A 22,058-nucleotide genomic window follows, 5' to 3' on the forward strand; every position below is an offset into this window, starting at 1 on the left:
ACCTAGAGGTATGAGCTGAATGGAACAGGAAGAACAAGAAAATTCAGAAGTCAAGCGAGAGGTAGGCGTTTATACTCTGATCGCCATAGGCGTAGGCGGGACGTTAGGCGCCTCAATTTTTGCAATACTTGGATATGCTGCTGGAATGGCAGGCCCTTCTGTGGTGCTTTCATTTCTTATTGGCGGTCTCCTCACCGTTTTGGTAGGACTAACCTACTCCGAGCTTTCATCCACCTTTCCAGAGTCCGGCGGGGGTTACACTTTTGCCAAGAAAGCGTATGGCGGATTACCGGCATTTCTAACAGGTTGGCTTATGGCCTTCTCCAATATCGTATTTGGTGCACTTAGCGCACTTGGTTTTGCCCAGATCATTGGTTTCGTCGCTGGGATACCCTATATCATGCAGATTCCAATAGCACTTGCATTGTTGCTCCTATTCACCGTCCTGAATTTCCGAGGGATTGAAGAATCGGGGCGAACGCAAATTATCCTTGTTGTAGTCTTAATTATTGGTTTTGCTATATTCACCGGCATAAGTGCGTTTTTCGTGTCTGAAGCAAACTTGCAACCATTTATGCCAGCTGGCTGGCCAGGTATAATCGAAGCAACATCGTTCACATTCGTTTCCTATTTCGGTTTTGAGACAATTGCAACAGTAAGTGGAGAGGCAAGTGAACCGGGTAAGGATATTGCAGTTGCCACAATGGCTTCAGTCCTGATATGCACTGTTATTTTCGTTTCCATTGCATGGGTTGCAATCGGAGTTGTTGGCGGAGATGCGTTAGCAGCAGCAGTCTCTCCATTGATGCTTGTAGGTGAAGAAGCATTTGGCCTTGGAGGAATCGCTCTAGTTGGAGTTGTTGGAGCAATCGCTACGCTATCAAGTTTGAATACATCCCTACTGGCCTCATCACGGATTGTATTTGCCCTGGCAAGAGATGGATTCATGCCAGATCGGGTCTCAAAAACAAACGAGAATGGGGTGCCAGTAGCCGCTTTAATTCTTGCCGCTGCACTCATGGCGGTTTTCGTTTCCACAGGCGTTGTAGAATACGTTGCACATGTTGCAGACTTCAATCTATTTGTGGCGCTTATTCTCGTTACGATTAGTCTCCTCTTTTTAAGACGGAAAAGAGCAGTTTTGGAAAGACCCTTCAAGAGCCCACGAATCACAGCCCCTCTGTCCGCAATAGCTCTTGGATTTTTCCTACTCTTTCTCAACAATGTAGCCATTGCTACAGGAGTAGCAATCGTATTTGTAGGTATAATCATCTACCTCATGAAAATCACGCCTAGAGCAAATAGAGCGCTCACGCTTGGAGGAATCTCAGGAGCTGCTGGCTATGCGCTGTTATTTGTAATGTGGATCGGAGATTGGAGTCTAGTGTGGAATACTGGAACCCTCGAACTAGAGCTAGCACCGTTTCTTACAGTTGGCTCTGTGGCTCTGCTTTTCACCAGCTTGCTGTGCGCAATTCCCCTAGGCAGATTATTTGTAGGTGATGAATCCATTGATCCAGCATCTCCAACCCTTCATCGAGTGAAAATATTCGAAGACATCATTGCAGCAATAACGATTATCTTTGGAGTATTTGCTCTTGGTGCCTTCTACATCGTGTTCCACGGAGGCGTCACTTTTCCAGCAATGGGCGAAATGGCAGTTGGATATAGACTCCTTCTAATCCTATCGTTAGTGGGATATGCCTTTAGTGCTATTATTGCAGGAATAGTCCTTTGGCAGAGGAAATATGCAACTATGGAGGAATAACAGAAGCGAGGAGAGATGAGTATGAACAATAATGAAATCAAACAAACAGAAGATGAGCTTAAGCGTTTACAGAATAAAACCAAGAAGCTCGAACGCGAATTAGAAAGCAAAGAGTCCGAAATTGAAAAAGAGACCAGAGAACGAATCGCTGACCAGCTAAGAGATATGGGAGAAGAAGAAGCAAGCCTAAAAATACACTTGCAAGACCTTCGCAAAGCTCCCGAGTCAGGTCAAAAGATCAGAGATCGTGTAGATAATCTCAGAATGGAACTTGAAAAGTTAGTGACCGAAATGAAAGACATGGTGAAGCAAGAAGAGCAAGACAAAGAAAAGGAAGCCGAAGAAACTGAGGATTCTCAAGAGGGGCAAGCTGAAGAAGATACAGAAAAGGAAGAAGAAGCCATAAGCTCAGACGAAAGAGCGGCACTAATTGATCAGAAATGCGAGAAAGCAATGAGTATGCAAAAGACCTTAGAGGATAGAATAAAGCAATTTGACAGGATAGATAGAGAGCTATCCACAAAACTCGAAATTCTCGAATCTCGGAGACTGGTCAAGTCTATACGTGTCTGGTTTGGGGGTTTCATGATTTTCATTGGCGGAATGGTCATAACAGCCGGCCTCCTTCTGACCCTTTCCACCGAGGAATTCCCGTTCCTATATTCGATGTTCGATGATTTCTTCAATCCCATGCTTGTCTTCATGGGCATCGTTATGGTCCTTTCCGGATTTCTGCAACAAGCATAAACCAAGGGACCATGTCGAACCCCCTTGGTTCATTAGACGGCTAGGGCTTTGTCAAATATCTTAAAGTAGGACAGTATACGGAAAACAAACAAAAAAGGCTCAGAGCAAATCACGACAATATCTAGTAGAGCTGATACTATGAGCGAAGAATCTTCTGAGATCTTTCTACCCCGTATAACTGAGCTCATTCATATTTATTGCAAGAAGCATGCCGGTTCAATATCGGAAGAATCCATTGAAGAATTCAAGATGATCATGCAGATTCTTCAAGATGATATCGAGGCGATTACCGATTCATATCCAAGGGAATCCGCTCAATTCTTCCAAATACGTTCCACGCCATCCAAAATTGAGCAAGCTTTGGACATGAATAGGCCTACGAAGAGGATGATATACAATACCCTCAGGTCAGTCATGATCGCACTTTACGTCGGTGGCAAGAAGCAAAGCCAAGAGGAGTATGACCAATCAGAGTTTGCAGAGCTGGAGCCAGGAACCCGAATGGTTGGATTCAAAGCGTTAGCAAATCTAGCAGAGCTGCTTCACAAGAAAGCTGTTGAAGGAGATATTGCTCTTCATTAGCACCCACAGCTCGGTTACCATCTCATTAGACAGTCATAATGAATAGCGTTGCAGTCATTCTCGGTGAGAATCATACAAGCCGATATTTTCACGGTGCCAATCGAGTATTGCCCCGATATCACGACATTCTAAATTCCTCTCGCTGTTAAGAAGGGTTAACAAGTTAATCTAATCAGAGAGGATGGCAGTAACCGATGAAGAAAGGAAACAAGAACAAGCTCATCAAGGGTTTGACTGAACACGATGTACTAACCTGGGAAGAAGAAAAGATGAAATATCAGAAGAGGATGGGTCGAAAAGTTACTGATCTTGAATTCTTCAGGTACTTGTTAATGTCCTCATCACGGCCAGTTATTTCCTCAAAGGAGGGCGTCAGCTCGAAGTCACTTACGGGTGAAGGGCCGATTTATGATAAGAAGAAGGAGCTGTTACGACCATACAGTACCCATTCAGATGAGTTTGAGAACACATCAGCACCACAGGAAAGCAAGAAGGGGTCCTGAGCTCCCGACCGAGACTAGGGACCATTTGGTCGCAACCTTTATAAGTGAAATCTGATAAGAAATGGATGGAAGAACTGAAGGCAGAACAATTGACGGGTACGAGCATTTCTCAGTTCTGATAGCGACCTTACTTATTCCCACCTAGAAACCAAACGCAGTAGATGAGCTTAGGTAAGGACAAAAACAGAATCTGAGTTGAGTAAAGACCCTTCAAAGACAACATAAACGCAGGTGATGAGTGATGCCCAGGAAGGATGCTGGTGAGCTCGATACGTTATTCAAAGCATTGGGCCACATTACAAGACGTAGAATCCTACGACTTCTTGCCCGAGGACCACGATATCCATACGAACTAAGCAAGTTACTAGATGTAAATCGCCGCGTTGTCCTCAAGCATCTCGAATCGCTAGAGAACGCAGGACTCGTTGAACAACAGCCGGGCGAGAGCGATCTTGGACCTGACAGGATATACTATCATCTGAAAATGGGGTTTGGTCTATCGACAACAGTACTTCCTGATTCATTTCTCGTAGAACTCAAACGTTCCAGCAAGGAAATCTATCCCCTTGAAGAAGAACCAAAGCGTGAATCCAAAGAAGCAGATATAGAAGAAATAGAAAGGCTTCTTTCTGAGTTGGGATCTATTAAGCAGAAGCTAGATGACCTTGAAAAGAGGAAAATGGAACTGGTCAAGGAACGTGGCAAAATCGTACGAAAGATTGATGCAATCATGGAACAATGTAGATTGAGTCGGGAAGATTGCAGACATCTAAGAAGTCTCATTGACCCGGTAATCGCAAAAGAATATGGAAGAGCACGACGCGCTCAGTCATGGTCTGAGGTATTTGAAGAAGCCATGAAGATGTTTCGAAGTATGTTTCCTGACGAACAAGATGCACAATGATAAGTCCATTTGTCTTCAGAATGTGTTATGAATTATTTCTGCGAATGCAATTCATTCGTAATAGTGTTTCTTGCCCGTAGAAAGAAATAGTGTATGAATTGTCCCGCGAGATGCGGGACTTTTCTTTTTCTTTGAAGTTGCTCTGTTTGAGAATCAACGACTGATTCATTATGCAGCTACCAGTTCATATTCACATGCCATTGGGATATCTTTGAATCTGACATGATAGGTACATATTCAATTGGATTTGAAGGCAAGTCCACAGCAGAGGATTTGCGTATTGTCAAGTAGTGTTTTCCTCTAGAAGTCGATAGGCTTAGAATACCCTGAGCCAAGGAAAATAGCTGATTCATGATGATTTCGTCAGCCGTATCCATATGTATCAGGTAGAATTCTTTTGATCCTCTCTTGGTGCTTTCCTCTACGCTCTCTTTGAAAAACTGCACGACATCCCGTGGGAGGAAATCGATGAGCAAGGGGGTCAAACCCTCAAAAATTACGATTTCTGGCCCTAATACATTCCTCAGCTCTCTCAGCATGATGTTGATTTCATGGAGATGAGGCTGACAGCTATGCTTCCCGAGCGAGTCCTGACCATATGACGTTTCAAGAATGTGGAACAAATCGCTTTGCATAGATGAGAGCTCTTCCATGAGCTTCCGATTCCTCGCCTCGGTAACTACTTCAAGAGTATTCATGCCAATCTCAAGGGCTTTTCGGATGAGAGTGAGCATGAAAAGATCATAGTGACTATCCTGTGCTGCACTTACAAGAAAAACATAACCCGGTGGTGGCTTAATGAGAAGATCTTCAATTATTCTTCCGCCATACGCACGATCACGGGTGTCGTCCATGTTTGTGACCAACTCAGGTTTCTTCAATTCCCAGATGTTCTCTAATCAGTTCCACCAGCTCTTTTCCTGAAAAAGGTTTGATGATATAGTCATCACCGCCAGCGTCCTTTCCCCGTGCAATATCTCGCTTCAGGCCCTTTGCAGTGAAGAACAGAATAGGAGTGTCCTTGAATTTCTCTTTTGATTTCAAAATACTACAAACCTCGTAGCCATCCATTTTCGGAAGCATAACGTCAAGAAGGATAAGATCAGGTTCGGTTGCTTCTGCTATTTCCAACGCTTCTTCGCCATCAAAGGCACATTCCACGTTGAATCCATGTCGTCCTAGGAATGTCTCTGCTAGCTGAGTGGTAACGGTTTCATCGTCGACGACCAAAATCGTTGTATCCATGGTTAATCTATCCGTCAGTTTTCATTCTATAGGTATTAGGCTGTAGTCCATGAAGCCCGTTGTTCGGATTGGTTTGACAGCCAAGTAGTTGCTTCGGGGAATCATACCATGCAAGCTTAGCACACCATCAATATCTTCGATTCTGAGGTGTGTATTTGGAGAGAGTGATTCGCTCTTCACATCTTGATTCATGCCAAGAATACCCATTATCACTCTTCCGGTTTGAGATAGGGATGCAGTCACCGCCCCCACAAGGCTTCGAACAGCTCGAACACCATAGCGGTTTTCCAATGAATCCAAAGATAACAGAGCTGTGGCAGTCTGGTTGAATTCTCGTTCTAGTTGAGTACTCTCATATCGAATTTCCTGCAATGTTTTCCATGGGTCATCGTCCAATTCTCTACAATTTGGAAGATCTCTGGATGTCTGTCGGCCGAAGAAGACAACTTGGTGAGAGATTTTCTCCGTCCCTACAAAACGCCTTAATCCATCAATGAACCGATCGGGTGACCAGCCTTCCGGTAAGAGTACAATAGCGGGCCGACCAAGATTCAAATGGTTCGAAAGGAACGGAATGTAGATTGTTTCCAAATATGGAGCTGCCAGATTCTCTACTTCCAGTAGATTCATAGAACCTTTCTTGAGACCTCCGCCAAGCAAATCATCAAGGCTCTCGTTTCCGGTGGATACGGTTCGATCAGATAAATCTTCGATGGGTTCCTTCTCAACGGTGATTGCTGGATACTGATGCTGATACCATGGTATAGATGTAAATCTTCCATTATGGAGTGTGAAAAGAAACGCCTCTTGCTCCAAGGCATGACAGCGCATCTTCTCTATTACCAACTCACGGTACATTCTCTCATGTTTGTGTATCTTTCTGAGGTTGACAACAAGATCGGAGAGATGCCGAAGCGATACATTCAGAGGGCGAGCTAGATCTCCTTCTGCAACCAGCACAAGACGCTTCTTTGATCCACGAGCTTGCCGTGTTACCAAACGCTGCATTCTCGCTCTATCAGATTCGCGCAGATAATGAAGTAGATTGCTCCACGAATCGATTATCACAACGTCGGCCGTTTCTAGGCCTTTAGGACTCTCAACAAAAGGTGACAGAACATCTGAGAGCGTTGAGCCAGCACAGTCCTCAACCGAGACGATATTAGGGCTCACGGGAATGAATCTGTCTTCCCAAGAGTCTGAGAATCCTGAAACCGAATTCCTTGTAAATTCGATGTTCTCGCTCGTAGTTATTAGAAGGCATGTGTCTTCTCTGGATCTGAACAGTTCTGAGGCGAAGAGACTTTTCCCTGTACCAGGAAGTCCTAAAACGGCCACTATATAGCCTCGACTGGTATCCAGGGCCTCCAAGAAACTGGAGGGCATAGCCCCATTAGTGCTCATATGTAGTTTTCCCCTTGCTTAATACACTTCTTTCAAAATAGAGTATATATAGCTACGTCTAATATAACGGCATTTAGCAGTATATTTGTCTGAAATTAAAACAACAAATAGCAGGTTTTAGTTCAAAGAGACTCTTCTAAGCGTGTGATGAAGGTTTTGAAATATGGACATATTTGTCTCATCCAGAAAAGATTACCAAAGCATTCCTTACCCAAGGATGTTCGTTCGACTCTACATTCGAAGTTTTTCTCAGGATCAAAGAAGATACACGTATCGCTTTCGATCGATGAGTCTTGATAGATGTTCCTGCGAACATCACGCATAAGAGACGCATTCTCCGAATGGAGCCAGGATTCCGCCGATCCCAGCAGTTCATGGATCTCTTCTAGCAACTCTTCATCTGGAGAAGAATCCCGCTCCCATTCTGTCATGATTTCGCTTACTTTGGCATTGAACACAAAAAGTGGATGGTCAGTTTCAGCTGAAATCTCTGCCGCTTCTCGATACAATTCGATAGCTGTATCGAAATCCTGAGCCATGAAATGAGCATCAGCAGCTAGGAATAGACCTAATCGCATAATCTGCTTCATCTGAGATTTCTCTGCAATTCGAATACCTTCTTCATATCTCTTCAAAGCATTCTCGGTATTTCCCTTTCTTAGGGCGACGTCTCCAAGATTGATCGTTGCAGTTGCAATTCCTATGAGGTACTCTGCTTCTTCACTGATTTCTAGGGCTCTCTGATTGTATGTTTGCATCTGATTGATTTGACCTAACGATTTGTCGATTTCACCAACATTAATCAGAGTCTTGGCAAGCCCAATTTGATCATTTAGACGCTGTTGAAGAACAAGTAACTCCTCGAAGTTATCACGGGCATCTTGCAACTGTCCTTTATCCAGCAAGAGTACGCCCTTGAGATTCCTAGCATTTGCTAGCCCCTGAATGTAGCCCATACGGTCATACTTTCTTAGGGCTGAGTTGGTCAAACTGAGTGCACGATCATACTCATTGGAAATCCAGAGCGCGTGTGCTCTATAATACCTAATGTCGGTCAATGCAAGTTGATGATTCAAGTGTTTTGCAGTACTATGGGCTGAATCGAGACGAATCAAACCTTCTTCTCTAGATTTGGACTGGGCTAGGAGAGCTGCTAGAATAATCCTTGGACGCAGCAAAGCGGCCTGCACACCTTCTCGGACTTTGGCATCAGTTGAGGTTGCCTTTGTTACTTTGTCAATGCTTTCACTGGCCACCTCCCTAGCTCTTCCATAGTATCCCAAATCGACAAGAACAGATGCGAGCTCACCTGAAAGCTCAGCGTAGGCTATGTAGTCTTTCTCTTGCCAGAGCTGATTAACGTAGTTCCGCAAGTTGTTCAGCCATCGAGGATCCAGACTCTGTCTGCAATAGGCAGCCGCAGCGTAGCCTTTCGCTGTAAGATTGTTTGACTCCTTTGCAAGGATCTGGTTGAAGCCATACTTCCCCCTTAGGAAACTAGCCTTTGCACACATGGCGACGAGGCCCGAGCTTCTGTTAGTGCATTCCCCACTTCCAACATATTCGGTCAAAACATCAGTAAAAGATCTGAAGCGGTCCTTGCCAGCTTTGGTTTCGACAGAGAATCTTTGCTCTATTTCTTGTATTTCGGTAGGAGTGAGTCGATTCTCGTACATTCTGAATTCGGGAATGATAGAGCCTTCTGTCAAAGTTACGAGCCTTCCATTAGTCGACTAATTATTTCACAGCGTCATCTGCCCTTGCTTAATGAAAAGGATTCTAGTGTCTTTCTCCTCTTTTATGGGCTTGGTTGCAAGGCAATAATTCCTTTTTAGCAGCCGCAACCTCTCAAGCGCTGTTGTCATACCTTTCATCTTACTTATGATACTTTCGTAGACCTACTAACAAAAAGTCAGCCAAACAAAGGTTAAAACGCACGTATCTACATGCAAGATTGGGTGTATACCCATGACTAAGGAGAGAGTCAGTTCAGGAGTAGCAGGTTTAGATACCATGCTTGGAGGAGGATATGTCACCGGGCGGACTATGCTCGTAGCAGGCGGACCTGGAACCGGCAAAACAATTCTAACGTGGCATTTTCTTTTTGAGGGGATTGCTAATGATGAGAATGTCGTACTTGTCTCGCTGGATCAGGGTCAAGAAACAATAGTCACTGACATCTCGGAATTTGGATGGCGCCCAGACCGTGCAGTAAAATCAGGCAATCTTACCATACTTAGCGGGAAACTCGACATAGTCCCAACAGACGACCATTATGAGTACGTAATCAGCTTCGAGGAACCATTTCTACGAGAACAACCTCTGACCGTACCTAGATTGGCAGAGCTAATCAACAAGAAGGCGAAAGAAACCGACGCTTCACGTATTGCCATAGATGGCCTTGGCCCGCTTGTTGAGCTCGCAGGAGACGAGTTCCGCGTTAGACAACTGGTCTATGGATTCATTCAGGATTTGAATTCTAGAAACAACACGATACTGCTGACTCATGAACTCCGGAAATCCAATCAGGCAAACAATGATCTGCCCTACTTCCTCAGCGATGGTGTGATAGAATTGGACATGTTATACAGTTCTGGCGACTATGTCAGAACGATGCGAATTGTCAAGGTTCGAGGAATCAAACACGTCATGAAACCGGTCATGTTCAAAATCTCTGATGATGGCATTGTTGCATTTCCAGAAGCTCGCCTTCCGGAGTAGGTGTATCCCTAGTAGCGAAGAACTGGAGTTACCTTCTTGACGGTATCAATCAAATCGTAGGTGCTGAATGGTTTCTGCAAGAATGCTCGGGCTCCAGCAGCGAGAACCTTCTCCGAGTAGCCGCCTATTGCGTCCGAAATCGTCACAATAGACATGAGGGGATCTATATCTAGAAGGTCCTGAATAAGTCTCAGACTCTCAATTTCGGGTATCTGAAAGTCAACAATCACGATATCAGGTTCTTTTCTAATACACTGATCGAGAAGGTCTGCTTTGTTTGATACTTCTGCAAGGACTTCCATCCCAGCGTTCTCAATTTCCATCTTCAGAAGTACACAAAGAAAGGATATATCCCCGGCAACGATGACCTTTGTATCCATGCATATGCCTCTTTTTCGTATCTTTCTCCCGATATGTGAACTTGTTTACTTAATGTGTATTAGGATTCGACCGCACTTTCTACCAAGTCTAGCATATGGCGAATCGTAACAGGCTTCAATCCAAAGCTTGCAGCACCTTGATTCATAGCCTGATTTCGAACGTTAGCATCAGCACTTATGAAAACAATCTTCGTACTGTCGTCGATGCTCCGCATCTCTTTCATAGCCTGTAGGCCATCCTTATTGGGCATTCTATGATCTAAGATTACTACTTCTGGCTTTGGATCCATCTCTTTGAACATCTCTACGGCCTCTTCTCCATCGTATGCATCAGCCACTACCTCATGTCCTTTAATGGCAAAGACATCCTTGTAAAGGCGATGCAGAATTGCTTCGTCATCAACTATGAAGATTTTAGCCACAGAGTAGCACCCTCGCGTTGCTGGATTACATACTTCGCACTAGGTATCATTAGTCCCTGTGATATAAATGTTCTATGTGCTTGTCCCCTCTTCCCTTCGTCTCCTCAATTCCAGCTTTTCGATTTTTTTGAATTGCCTTTTCGCTTACATCCTTTCGATTTTTCGAAAAGATTATCCTTCGAATTTTCATTTATGTTAATGTTTAGTTGTTCTTAGCCGGATTGCCGCTGTCTCTGAATGACCGGCAAAAAACAGAGGCAATTGGAAAACAACCCCGCACAGTACAGTTGTTCTTTCTTACATCTTCACCTATTCTTAATTCCTCTTAATTCACCACACAGTCTTTATCAATTCCACCCCAAGCCAAAAAATCTGTATTCAATTATCAAATACACCTACTCATTCCAATCCCCAATACCGCCCTAAGTCATACTCAAAAAGTGTGTACTCCTACTATTTTTTGCAAATACCCACGGGTATTTAGTCCAAGTTTGGGTACATCAACACTATAATACACTTTTCGAGTATATGAAAGATCTACAGTCATGAAAATTACAAAGTATCATCCCACAAAAAATCGCAGATATATTAGATAAACAAAAAGGCAGCGTATATATATAATATATAATAGAATTAACATAATACATATTATAATTCCTTTTTACGGAAGATTTTGTACCAAATTCCGGCATTATATTTATTACTAATAATTAGTTAGGTAATAATGTAAATCGGAAGGGAGCGGGATAATATTTCGAAAAATCGACAGCTAGTGAGTGATAGATAGGGTATTTTGGTAGAGAAAAACAGTGGAAATAATGGCGGAAAAGGCCCATAAGTCTAAACAACTGGACAGAGGATAGAAGAACGAAAAGCAAGTAGAGAAGATTTCCAGATAGACAGATTCATGGTTCAGAGCAGTAGTAAATACATTGAGAGCAAAGACATCTGCTTTTTTAGTGCAGAAAGGCCCCTCTACCCTAGCTAGAAGCACGAAAGACACGAAGATCTCACATGAGGTAGGAATGAATGCGTGCAGGAGGGGAATGTGAAAACTGCAAAGAAACCCGCAAAGAGTTATATTTGTAATTCCAAGCTAGTTATAGGGAGCTAGCAATGGAGAATATTCAGAAGCAGGGTATTCTATCAAACAGCATACTGATTCTCTCGTTCCTCGTTCCGTTTATGATAGTAGTATCAATGAGCGAGCGTTTTCCGTATTGGTTGGTATATGCTCCTGTGTGGATACTGGGGGTACAAGAAGGCGTTTGGTATGGAGGACCAACCCCCATGCCAATGTTACTGTTTTTCTTCTGGCTTCCATACGTATACGTGGGTTGGGAATTCAAGAGGCTTGCAGAAGGGCGTTTGGAAAGCTGGTTTGATTTTTCCTTGCGAACGCTCATTGCTTCTGTTCTTGCAGTAGTTTTTGTCATACCAAATTCCTTTGTTCAGAGTGGATCTGGCCCCGAAGGGCCTGTATACTCACAGTACATTCCACTTCCAATCTTGCCTGTTCTCGCATTGATAATAGGCTGGAAATTCAAACCGGAGACAGGAGAAGAGCCATGGGAGGAAGAAGAATCTGAAAGTGAAGCCGATGAAACAGATTCGCCCTTGGCTTGAACCATGCAATCGGAAATGGAATCAGGCAAGAAAGCTTATCTCTATTGTATGAGAAGTATAGTATGGTGGTCTCATGGAAGGGGATATTCAAACGGTTCTCAAGAACAACAGCCTGCTTGTGCTTTCCTTTTTGTGTCCGTATATGTTTGGGATATCATTTAGCGAAACTCACCCCGGCGGAGGATTGATGGCTCCGATATGGTTTCTGGGAATCCAAGATGGAATTCTCAGCCCGGCCCAATCCTGTATGTACTAATAGTGGGGTTCACTTACTGGATTCCCTATGTATACGTAGGGTACGAATTCAGAAGGCTAGCATATGATGAAGAAGATAGCTGATCGAGATTTAGGTTCAGAGTACTGGTATCTACATTCATTGTCATTCTTCAGGTTGTATGGATATCATACATTAACATGACTCATGGATCCGCACAAAGACTATACATTCCCTTACCAATAGTCTCAGTTGCTGCAATCATTCTAGGTAGAAGATTCGTTCCGGGAGGATCTGAAGAACCATGGTGAATGCTGAAGTGCACGACTACTAAGCATCTGGTGATATGTTTAAGAGTAATATTCTTTCTATGAAACAGGAGGCTCGATAAGTGGAGTTCAGTAGATGGCAGGCAATAGTGGTAGTTACCTTTCTGATTCTTCCTTTATTTCAATCAGTCACACCAATGCCGCTTTCGCAAGAATCCAGCATAACGCAAACAAACATTCGAGAAGATCATTCTGAAGCGTACACGCAACACGCACCAATCATCATTGACTCAAAATCGGATTGGAAAGACCAAGGTTGGCCGGGAGAAGGAACTGAGATGAATCCATATCGGATCGAGAATCTCAACATAACGGATACTGGAAACTGCATCAATATCAGCAACACAAATGTCCACTTCCTAGTCAATTCCTGTTACTTGAGTGGAACTCCAGAAAAAGCGAAACATGCCATACATTTGCAGAATGTATCATATGCCACAATCAAAGGTTGTACGGGAAGCCTCAAGAATAGAGGAATTGTTCTTCAGAGCTGTCATAAGTGTAGCATTGAGAAAAACGATCTCCGATTAACCAATCAATCCGGCATACTCATTAACAACTCCACGCATTGCTACCTTCTTGAGAATACTGTTTTGAGCGCCAACGCATATGGAATGCATTTTGAAAATTCAACTCAATGCACGATTGCCAATAACCTCGTGTCAAGAAACCTATACGACGGCATATCAATTGCCAGAGGGGATCGATTCACCCTCGCGAACAATTCAGCGTATCGAAATGTGAGGACGGGATATACACTTCAAGACGTCTCAAACTCCGTACTCATTAACGAGACGATTTCGAGTAACAGTGATGAAGGGGTTATGCTTTCGGAGTGCGATAACGTAACTATCACGAATTGTACAGCCACGTTCAACAATTATGCGGGGATATCCATATCGAGTTCTTCCAATATTGAAGTGTCAGAAAACACGCAAATTGACAATCGTGGCAATGGCATATCTATGTATGATTCTAGCAGCATTTGGATCAACGATACCGATGTTTTGGAAAACGAAGGGGACGGTATGATGATCGAATACTGCGAAGCAATCACAGTAGCAGGAAGTTCCTTGAAGAACAATGAGTATACAGGAATGCATCTTTACGAATCAACAAATTGTACAATCCAGAATATCTACGTGAGAACCAATGTCTGGGATGGCGTCTATGTAGAAAGGTCACCCTACTGTACCATAACTGGCAGCAAGTTTATCATCAATGGAATCGGCTTGTACAGATCCGAGCAAGCCGAAATCTATGACAATACCATCCTTGGGTCAGGTCTACGAATATCAGCCAACCAAATATCACATAGTTTGCATGACGTTCATAACAACACTGTAAATAGCAAGAGTCTCGGATACATAGCAAATACCGAGGATACAACTATCTATGCAGAATCATATGGTCAGCTGATTCTGGCAAACTGTACTGGGGTTACAATTAGCGGTGGTGAGTTTATCAATACATCACAGGGTTGCACTGTTGCCTTCTCTTCGCTGTGTGACATTATGCACACAGAAGCCCGCAATAACACACATCATGGGTTTTTCCTTCATGATTCTACCAATTGCTCATTTCAAGATGTTAACTCCGTTTTCAATTCGTATGAAGGATTCTACCTCCGTGATAATATCGGAACCCAATTTCAAAATTGTGAAGCGGACGATAATGGCTGGTCAGGCTTCTATATTCGAAATGGTGATGGAGCGAGATTTTCAGGTTGTCAAGCGACGAGGAATTCAGATGCCGGCTTTGATGTATACGCATCTACGAACTGTGTCCTTGAGCGCAATAGAGCATGGGGAAACGGAGATAATGGAATTGAATTCGCAACGTCCACGTCTTGCGAAGTGACAGATAATCATGTGTATCAGAATTCCGGCCATGGATTCGGCCTCTCATCAACGATGTGGACCCTATTCCGAAACAATACTTCAGCCAATAACAATCTCAACGGTTTCAATCTGTATGATTGTACTCAATGTATCTTGCAAGATAATACGATAATGAACAACGATAGAATGGGGGTACAGATTTGGATGGGATCAGACAACAATGTTATCTTTGCTAATGACATTCATGGCAATTCTCAAAATGCTGAAGACAACGGCACAGATAACAGCTGGTATGAATCAGGTGTTGGCAATAAATGGGGAGATTATGATGGCGAGGGATACTACTACATTCCAGGTTCTGCTGGGTCCATCGACGTATATCCGGAAGGTTTCTCATCAGGCCCGGATACATTTCCGTTCGAAGTAGCTTCAGTACTCAGGGTTGTTGCTCTTGTAGCCACAGCTGGCATCGTTGCAGCTATTGTGGGAAAAGAGGTCTACGAGTATCGTTCAGCATCAGAATCCAAAAAGGAAGAACACCTCCTACATCAATACAACCGAACCGAAATCGGCTGGAGGCCTTGTCATATATGAACAGACTTAGCCAACATGTAGAACCCAGATTTAATAAGCCTCCACGATAGTATTAACTATAGAAAAGAAAATGAGTGTCGGTGTTAGTTCTCTTGATAGATCTATCCAGCTCAGCATGAAATGGTTAAACGAAGTGGGCGAAGAGCTTGGCTGGCCTGATGAGGAGCGAGTGTATGATGCTACAAAAGCTGTACTTAACGCTCTTAGAGATCGGTTGCCAGTAGGCGAAGCTGTAGAATTTGCAGCACAGTTACCAATGCTTCTCAAAGGTATCTATTATGATTCCTATGATCTTGGCGGCAAGCCACTAAAAATTCGCGACCGAGAGGAGTTCTTCGACTTAATCAGAGACAACTTCGGTAGGGAAGCTCTGAATCCCAGAGAACCGATGATTGCATTTCTCAAGGTATACCTAAGAAAAACCGGAACCGGGGAATTCGAGGATATCAAGAGAGTGATGCCGGAAGAGCTTCGAGGTCTCTTCGAAGCTGCTGAGAAAGCCTAGTCAATATAGAATAGAAAACAAGAGGGAGCTGGCCTTTTTCAGCAGCTCCCGTATTCTAGTTTCTTCTATTTCCAAGCCTTATCGCTGCTGGGAAGAGTATCTTCTGGTGGCTCACTATCTTGGTATTCCTTTGCTAGCTCCAGAATAGACGGATAATTAACACCCAACTTCTTCAGCTTCTCGATTGTTGGAACACCATTTCTAGTCCAACCCCGTCTCTTGTATGCTGCATCTGTCAGTAGCTTGTACTCTTCTTCCCGATGTTCGCGCAGCTTCTTCTTTTTCTCTGCCGTAGTCATCTCGGAGATATCGAATCCAAGTTCCTCGAGCTGTTCGTCGTATCGTTCCTGGCGGCTCTCATATTCCCAGTCAGTGACGGGGCCCATAGATCGGTAAGGGATGAAAGAGTCGTGGATTCGCAAACCCTTACCCTGTCGGATGTTGAACAGCCTCTGGAAATTGTACACCCGTTCAGATTGCTCAATCAAACCATCAGGAGTAATCTCCTTGCCGGTAACTGAATGGAAGAATGTAGCATACATCTCCAAGTGTTCGGGTACTTTCGCTGGTTCGTCGGTTTCATCGTTGTCAGGTGGCACAACATCGTTCCACGGCAGTTTACAAAGGCCATTGAGGCTGAACCAAGTCCGCCACATTGGGAACCAGTGCAATGCTTCTGCCTTGTCCTCAAAGGTTGGCATGTAGTTGTGCACCATGTCAAGGAAGATAAGCCAAGCCTCGTCATGCTGAGGGCCTTTCAGGGTAAGTCCGTAACCGCCCTGCTGAGCTAGGCTTTCTTTTGTCACATATTCACTGAATTCCAAGCCCTTGTGTTCCATACCGACATCTTGCATGAATTCCTCGTCAACATCGAATTCCTCTGCGAAGTATTCCTTGAGATATGCTATACCTTTGCCGAAATGCTTGCCTCCGAATCCTTTGCCCTTTGCCATCTCGTGCAATACTTCAAGAGCTTCCTCCGCTGCGCCCCAGTTCAGCTTGTGGCCACCGGTTGCTTCCTCATCAATATGACCTTCCTCGTATAGCTCCATCACGAAGGCCATGGTAGTACCGAAACTGATTGTATCGATGCCATATGTGTCACAATAGAAGTTGAACTCTGCTACCCAGTCTGTGTCGAAGACACCGATATTCGAACCGCAGCCAGCTATGGTCTCGTATTCAGGACCGTCCACGAGGGCTTTCTGACCTGCATATGGACCGGTTTTGAGCTCAAATCCTTCAATGCAGTGAGAGCAATTGATGGCACAGGCTGTCCAGCAACCATCCCAGCCCTTGCCGGTGTTGGTAAACTTCTCTTCCCATTTTTCATCATCATAGACATTTGCTTCAGGATCACTCCCGGCTCTGAAGTTGCGAGTCGGCAAAAGGTCGAATTCATTCATGATTTCAGGAAGATGGCCAGTACCAACTGTACGCATTCTATTCTGTTTGGGATCTTGTTCAATGATTTCACGGGTATGCTTCCGGCCAACCTCTCTCAGCTCGTCCAAATCGTGAGGGTTATTGGATCTCAGCGAAATCCGTTCTTTCTTTGCAGCAATTGCCCTGATTCTCTTGTCTCTGAATACAGTGCCGGTCCCGCCTCGACCAGCTTGCTTGTATCTGGTTGTGTTTCTTCGGCGGTCATACCAAGAGAAGTTCAAACAGCCCATATAGGCATGTTCTGCAGCTGGCCCAGTAGCGACAACAGAGATATCTCTGCCTTCCTTGTCACTATGTCTTTCAGTCAATTCAGCAGTGATTTCGTGCGCCAAATCAGGCAATTCTTCTGCGTCATGGATTTCAATGACCCCTTCATCGCCATCAATGAAGATGTAAATGTCTTTCTCAGCCTTGCCTTGGACTGCCATTGCATCCCAGCCTGCAAACTTGAGATACGGACCAAAATATCCGCCTACATTGCTATCGATGGGTATGCCAGTCTCCGGGCTGATTGCGGTCACAATTGATTTGCCGGCCCCTGGATAGATAGGTACACCGCCAAGAGGACCGCATGCGATACAAAGAGTGTTCTCAGGGTCATCCCATTCGACAATTCGATCAGGTAGATTGTTCCACATTAGCCACAGATCGAAGCCTTTCCCACCTGTAAATGTGTCTTTCATTTTCTCATCTACAGGTTTACTTTCGATTGTGTTGTCGTCTAGGTTGATATAGAGGGTCTGGTTAGAATACCCTTTCTCGATTTCGGGAACATCGTACTCAAAACGTTTTATCGCCAATGAAAACCACCATCATGCTGCTGCAAGCACGTATCAAGAGGACATCCACAGTCATTTTAGTCTTATCTTCTGTCAATAGATGTAACTCTGTATCAAGGCTACAGATGTGACTCTCCACCCTCGGCCTCTTTACGTGGAAGGATTGTATCTTGTACTTTGAAAAGCTACCTTCGCTTTTTCATATAGACAATAACAATGATGACCACCACGGCGGCTGCAATGCCTATCGCAGATGCTACAAGCATAGGATCTAGAGCAGGGGGGGTGGTTGTTGTAGTTGTTGTTTCAGTAGTTGTTTGAGTCGTTGTTTCACCAGAGGTGAAGCGTACTGACACAATTACCGTATCAGTTGCATTATTTCCACTTCCGTCGTAGACTACTAATGTGAAATTGTAGTCTCCTGCATCCAAACCATCAATGGAAACTACCACATCCGAACCGTCCCATGTGCTGTTGTAAGAGAATTCGCCTTCCTGATAGACTTCATAGTAAGATGGATTCAGGTCTGATGGATGCCATACTATTTCGTGCCCTGTCGTTTCAACGACATATTCAATGTCATCAGGGTGATCGATAGTCGGTGATGTCGTATCCGTTACCGTAACAATAACACTGTCAGAGCCAGCATTTCCACTTGTATCGTAGACAATCAAAGTGTAGTTGTATATACCAGGGTTGAGACCATCCAAGTCTATCGTGATTTCTGAGCTGACGCCGGTACTGGAGTAGACCAAGCTTTCGTTTCTCAGTACTTCACATGATGCTAAATGAGCATCGGAAGGATGCCACGTTATGGAATGAGTGGCATTCCCCAGTTCGTACTCTAAATCACCGGGACTATCAATGGAGGGTGGAGTCGTATCAACCACTGTCACTAACACGGAATCATTGACGGAATTTCCATCCTCATCGGAGACAATTAGTGTATAGTTGAATGTACCTAGAGCATGGCCATCTACATTGAGATGAATCTCTCCACCAGGCCAGCCTCCTGAGAATGCTGGACTTCCATTAAGCAAGACAACGAATTCAGATGGATACGGATCAGCTGGGTGCCAGTAGATCCAGTGTCCAGTAGTGCCTTCTTCATATTGAAAATCGTCCGGGTGATCGATTGCAACTGAATAGTACGCATCAAGGGAGTAGGGATACCTGTCAACGCTTCCTGCAGAACCTCCGATTTCATAGGTTCCACCGCCTTCATGGTCACTCCAGTAATTCCCGAGATCGATTCCATCATCCCATGTATTAACCGAACCACTGTCGTATGCGTTGAACGTGTTCCCTGAAAACACATTATAATAGAGACTATTGCCACTAGAGTAATCTGCTAACAAGATACCATAGCCCGAGTTATTCAGAATCATGTTCTTCGTGAATGTGCTACCATATACCTCTGTTAGAACGAAGCCACGTTGATTGCCAATAGCCGCGTTTTCAGCGAATGTTATATTCTCGGAAAAAGAGGCACGGAATCCAGCATCTGACCAGTGAATTCCCGATTCGCTTGCAGTATTGTTTCTTACCGTGCTATTGAAGCAATTTTCAATATAGAATCCTTCGTCATTTTCTATTGCAGTGTTATTTAATAGAATGAAGTCCCCTGAGGAGAATACATAGAAACCATAACCAACATTACTTGAGGCATTGTTGCCTGTTAGGTTGCACAAATCCGCATTGCCCAAAACGAAACCATGCTCTGCATTATCAGTTGCAGTGTTTTCTGTTAGCATGCAATTGTATGCATTCTTGACATAGAATCCTCTCAGGCTATCGGAGATAGTATTGTTAACCAAAATACAGTCTTCTGATTCTTCCAGCCACAGACCATATTCGCCCAGTGATGTTGCAGTGTTTTTTCTAAAAATGGTGCCATTGGAGTTGTATATTCTGAATCCGGTATCGCTGTCAAAACGAACGCTATTGTTCTCAAAAGAGCAATCCATACAAAACGCAATTTGAAAGCTTCTAGACGCATTCGAAAAAGTCCCATCCCTGAAGGTCATATCAGAGCAATTGACGACTATGGCTTGGCTGTAGACGCTAACATCGATTTCATAGCCGGTTAGATTCCTGAAATAGCCAAGTTCTTTTCCGTTAACAGAATTCTCGAAGACTATGTGCAACCAATGTGAAAGACTTGGACCATAAATAACCATGCCATTATCGCTGAGGATGTTATTATTCACCGTGCAATTCTCGGAATTTCTCAGCTCCAGTCCATCATTCAGATTGGCCGTAAGTGTATTATTTCGCAGCGTACAATTCCAAGAGTTTGATATTGCAAAACCATCGAATTTGTGTTCATTGGCAGTATTGTTTTCAAGAGTGCAGTTGTTTGAGTTTGCAAGCGAGAAACCATTAACGGTATTGCTTATGGCAGTATTATTTCTAGCACTGCAATTGACGCAGTATCCAAGTTGAATACCGATAGAAGTATCCCAGAACACCCCATCTACAGCAGTAACATTGGTGCAATTCCCCAGGAGTACTTCGGCATAGCCGCTGCAGTCTATCGTCATATTGCTACCTGAAACCATGTATAGAATGGGTCGATTATTCACCATATTATTCGAAATGTCATGTGCCCAGTGACTTGTGTTTCCCTTGATAACGAGACCGTTTCCGGTGAATATGTTATCTTCTACAATACAGTTGGCAGATCTATCAAGTCCCAGTCCTATCCGGTTATCATTTGCGCTGTTGTTGGTGATTTTAAGATAGTTGGAACTAGCTACGTGAAAACCAGCTTGAAAGTTGCTGTAGCAGGTGTTGTTTGATATCTTGCAATTATTCGAATTCAAGGAGTAAAAACCATGCAGACTATTCTCATAAGCCGTATTGTTCTCAAAATTGCAGTAATCTATTTCGTGTAATCGAAATCCAGGGCCAACATTTCCATATGCAATATTTTCAGAGAAATTGCAATTAGTTGAGGATTGGATCTCGAATCCTGCCATCACGTCCATGCCAAAAGCGGTATTGTTCCGAATAACGCAGCCTTCTGAAGCATAAACAACAAACCCATACGCAATAGGACCTTCGGCAGTATTATTCTCTACAGTGCAATTGGTTGAACTATGCAAACTGAAACCAAAGACATACATGTCTCTTGCGAAATTGCTGCGTAGAGTGCAATTCTCGCAGTTGTCGAGCATCGTTCCCCATCCACGTTTCTCAATGAAACAGTCACTGACTGTAGCATTTCCGACATTTTCTAATAAGATTCCCTTGGCATAGGTGAGACTGGGCGGGGAAAGGATACAATTCCGAATTTCAAAATGTACATCGGTATTTGAAATGTTTATACAAGTCTCGGTCGCCGGTATTTCTAGATTCTCAATCATATACGGATTACTTGGACTTCCATTTCCCGGCCAGCCCTGCGTTTCGAAATCAGCATTGCTGGTAATCACAATCGGATCGTGTTCAATCTGTGAACCTGAAAATTCCCCAGCATATTTTTTTGGATTATTTGGAGAAGAATAGGGTATGTTGCTTTCAGCCGTAGAGAGGGGTAGAAGAATCAGAAGTGTGCAAAATAAGATGAATCGTGATCTCATATGATCCCGTCCTGTGTGCAAATTGATAATCTACAATACCACAAATCGTCATAAGTTTTCCTAGAGGGCCGATATTTGGATTTCCAATACGAATAATTTAGGATTATTACATTTCATGGAGATTTCATGGTTTTCGGTCAACGTAAACAATCATACTGCTGGAAGATTGTTTTCTCCGAAGCCACCAATAGCAATCTTGGTTCTATCTTCTCTTTATTGGTTTTTCTCTGAGCATTGACCTCCGAGAACGTTGATGAATATCGGATATTCGGTCTGAATTTGGACCAAGGCTGATGGTTTCCAACAGAAAGCATGCAGAAAAAACTAGAGCTATTGGCTTGAGAGGATCAGAAAGCATCAGAAAACATTTGAGGGACTGGGAGCGATGTCAATAGACCTAAAAAGCATACAAAGGCTGCATTAGCAATAATCATCCGCCTTGGCGGAATCATTGCGGCTATTTC

Annotated in this window: 17 protein-coding genes; 9 read left to right on the forward strand and 8 right to left on the reverse strand. The window is 43.8% G+C overall.

Features of this window, described 5'->3' with window-relative positions; genetic code table 11:
* Nucleotides 1–19 precede the first annotated feature (19 nt).
* The 5 genes from GF309_01905 (at nucleotide 20) to GF309_01925 (ending at nucleotide 4,504) form a co-directional block, all read left to right on the forward strand.
* Entirely contained in the window at nucleotides 20–1,768 is a 1,749-nt protein-coding gene (locus GF309_01905; protein MBD3157518.1) for an amino acid permease, read from the forward strand.
* Between the two features lie 21 nt (nucleotides 1,769–1,789).
* Complete coding sequence (locus tag GF309_01910; GenBank protein MBD3157519.1) at nucleotides 1,790–2,515, forward strand: hypothetical protein; 726 nt, start codon at nucleotides 1,790–1,792, stop codon at nucleotides 2,513–2,515.
* 138 nt (nucleotides 2,516–2,653) lie between these two features.
* Entirely contained in the window at nucleotides 2,654–3,097 is a 444-nt protein-coding gene (locus GF309_01915; protein ID MBD3157520.1) for a hypothetical protein, read from the forward strand.
* A gap of 194 nt (nucleotides 3,098–3,291) precedes the next feature.
* Nucleotides 3,292–3,600 carry a hypothetical protein gene (locus GF309_01920; protein MBD3157521.1) on the forward strand — a complete coding sequence of 103 codons (309 nt, stop codon included), beginning with the start codon at nucleotides 3,292–3,294 and terminating at the stop codon, nucleotides 3,598–3,600.
* A gap of 241 nt (nucleotides 3,601–3,841) precedes the next feature.
* Nucleotides 3,842–4,504 carry a helix-turn-helix domain-containing protein gene (locus GF309_01925; protein ID MBD3157522.1) on the forward strand — a complete coding sequence of 221 codons (663 nt, stop codon included), beginning with the start codon at nucleotides 3,842–3,844 and terminating at the stop codon, nucleotides 4,502–4,504.
* Nucleotides 4,505–4,680: 176 nt separating this feature from the next.
* On the opposite strand, the gene GF309_01930 is transcribed toward GF309_01925, so the two are convergent.
* From GF309_01930 to GF309_01945, 4 genes are all read right to left on the reverse strand, one after another.
* Entirely contained in the window at nucleotides 4,681–5,385 is a 705-nt protein-coding gene (locus tag GF309_01930; GenBank protein MBD3157523.1) for a hypothetical protein, read from the reverse strand.
* The gene (locus GF309_01935) at nucleotides 5,372–5,749 is read right to left on the reverse strand and encodes a response regulator (GenBank protein MBD3157524.1); all 378 of its coding nucleotides are present in this window, start codon (nucleotides 5,747–5,749) and stop codon (nucleotides 5,372–5,374) included. The genes GF309_01930 and GF309_01935 overlap by 14 nt, the downstream gene beginning before the upstream one ends.
* A 21-nt stretch (nucleotides 5,750–5,770) precedes the next feature.
* Nucleotides 5,771–7,153: a hypothetical protein gene (locus GF309_01940; GenBank protein ID MBD3157525.1), complete on the reverse strand. Its 1,383-nt coding sequence runs from the start codon at nucleotides 7,151–7,153 to the stop codon at nucleotides 5,771–5,773.
* Nucleotides 7,154–7,275: 122 nt separating this feature from the next.
* Nucleotides 7,276–8,862 carry a tetratricopeptide repeat protein gene (locus tag GF309_01945; GenBank protein MBD3157526.1) on the reverse strand — a complete coding sequence of 529 codons (1,587 nt, stop codon included), beginning with the start codon at nucleotides 8,860–8,862 and terminating at the stop codon, nucleotides 7,276–7,278.
* A 259-nt stretch (nucleotides 8,863–9,121) separates the two neighbouring features.
* On the opposite strand from GF309_01945, the gene GF309_01950 reads away from it, so the two are divergent.
* Complete coding sequence (locus tag GF309_01950) at nucleotides 9,122–9,874, forward strand: hypothetical protein (protein ID MBD3157527.1); 753 nt, start codon at nucleotides 9,122–9,124, stop codon at nucleotides 9,872–9,874.
* A gap of 8 nt (nucleotides 9,875–9,882) precedes the next feature.
* Here the strand turns inward: GF309_01950 and GF309_01955 are convergent, their stop codons facing one another.
* Both GF309_01955 and GF309_01960 read right to left on the reverse strand, forming a co-directional pair.
* The gene (locus GF309_01955; GenBank protein MBD3157528.1) at nucleotides 9,883–10,254 is read right to left on the reverse strand and encodes a response regulator; all 372 of its coding nucleotides are present in this window, start codon (nucleotides 10,252–10,254) and stop codon (nucleotides 9,883–9,885) included.
* Between the two features lie 59 nt (nucleotides 10,255–10,313).
* The gene (locus tag GF309_01960; GenBank protein MBD3157529.1) at nucleotides 10,314–10,676 is read right to left on the reverse strand and encodes a response regulator; all 363 of its coding nucleotides are present in this window, start codon (nucleotides 10,674–10,676) and stop codon (nucleotides 10,314–10,316) included.
* Nucleotides 10,677–11,792: 1,116 nt separating this feature from the next.
* On the opposite strand from GF309_01960, the gene GF309_01965 reads away from it, so the two are divergent.
* The 3 genes from GF309_01965 to GF309_01975 all read left to right on the forward strand — a co-directional run bounded on the left by GF309_01965 (nucleotide 11,793) and on the right by GF309_01975 (nucleotide 15,785).
* Entirely contained in the window at nucleotides 11,793–12,302 is a 510-nt protein-coding gene (locus GF309_01965) for a hypothetical protein (GenBank protein MBD3157530.1), read from the forward strand.
* A 605-nt stretch (nucleotides 12,303–12,907) separates the two neighbouring features.
* The gene (locus GF309_01970) at nucleotides 12,908–15,280 is read left to right on the forward strand and encodes a hypothetical protein (protein MBD3157531.1); all 2,373 of its coding nucleotides are present in this window, start codon (nucleotides 12,908–12,910) and stop codon (nucleotides 15,278–15,280) included.
* Nucleotides 15,281–15,350: 70 nt separating this feature from the next.
* On the forward strand, nucleotides 15,351–15,785 hold the full coding sequence (locus GF309_01975; GenBank protein ID MBD3157532.1) for a DUF2267 domain-containing protein: 435 nt from the start codon (nucleotides 15,351–15,353) through the stop codon (nucleotides 15,783–15,785).
* A gap of 65 nt (nucleotides 15,786–15,850) precedes the next feature.
* Here the strand turns inward: GF309_01975 and GF309_01980 are convergent, their stop codons facing one another.
* A complete protein-coding gene (locus GF309_01980) occupies nucleotides 15,851–17,995 on the reverse strand; it encodes an aldehyde:ferredoxin oxidoreductase (protein MBD3157533.1) in 2,145 nt (714 codons plus the stop codon).
* 200 nt (nucleotides 17,996–18,195) lie between these two features.
* Nucleotides 18,196–21,594 carry a hypothetical protein gene (locus tag GF309_01985; protein MBD3157534.1) on the reverse strand — a complete coding sequence of 1,133 codons (3,399 nt, stop codon included), beginning with the start codon at nucleotides 21,592–21,594 and terminating at the stop codon, nucleotides 18,196–18,198.
* Between the last annotated feature and the right edge of the window lie 464 nt (nucleotides 21,595–22,058).

It is taken from the genome of Candidatus Lokiarchaeota archaeon (genome assembly GCA_014730275.1).
Taxonomy (GTDB): Archaea; Asgardarchaeota; Thorarchaeia; order Thorarchaeales; family Thorarchaeaceae; genus WJIL01.

Coding starts and splice junctions, on each gene's coding strand:
- GF309_01905 (MBD3157518.1), top strand. CDS start 20: ATGGAACAGGAAGAACAAGAAAATTCAGAAGTCAAGCGAGAGGTAGGC.
- GF309_01910 (MBD3157519.1), top strand. CDS start 1,790: ATGAACAATAATGAAATCAAACAAACAGAAGATGAGCTTAAGCGTTTA.
- GF309_01915 (MBD3157520.1), top strand. CDS start 2,654: ATGAGCGAAGAATCTTCTGAGATCTTTCTACCCCGTATAACTGAGCTC.
- GF309_01920 (MBD3157521.1), top strand. CDS start 3,292: ATGAAGAAAGGAAACAAGAACAAGCTCATCAAGGGTTTGACTGAACAC.
- GF309_01925 (MBD3157522.1), top strand. CDS start 3,842: ATGCCCAGGAAGGATGCTGGTGAGCTCGATACGTTATTCAAAGCATTG.
- GF309_01935 (MBD3157524.1), bottom strand. CDS start 5,749: ATGGATACAACGATTTTGGTCGTCGACGATGAAACCGTTACCACTCAG.
- GF309_01940 (MBD3157525.1), bottom strand. CDS start 7,153: ATGAGCACTAATGGGGCTATGCCCTCCAGTTTCTTGGAGGCCCTGGAT.
- GF309_01950 (MBD3157527.1), top strand. CDS start 9,122: ATGACTAAGGAGAGAGTCAGTTCAGGAGTAGCAGGTTTAGATACCATG.
- GF309_01955 (MBD3157528.1), bottom strand. CDS start 10,254: ATGGATACAAAGGTCATCGTTGCCGGGGATATATCCTTTCTTTGTGTA.
- GF309_01965 (MBD3157530.1), top strand. CDS start 11,793: ATGGAGAATATTCAGAAGCAGGGTATTCTATCAAACAGCATACTGATT.
- GF309_01975 (MBD3157532.1), top strand. CDS start 15,351: ATGAGTGTCGGTGTTAGTTCTCTTGATAGATCTATCCAGCTCAGCATG.
- GF309_01985 (MBD3157534.1), bottom strand. CDS start 21,594: ATGAGATCACGATTCATCTTATTTTGCACACTTCTGATTCTTCTACCC.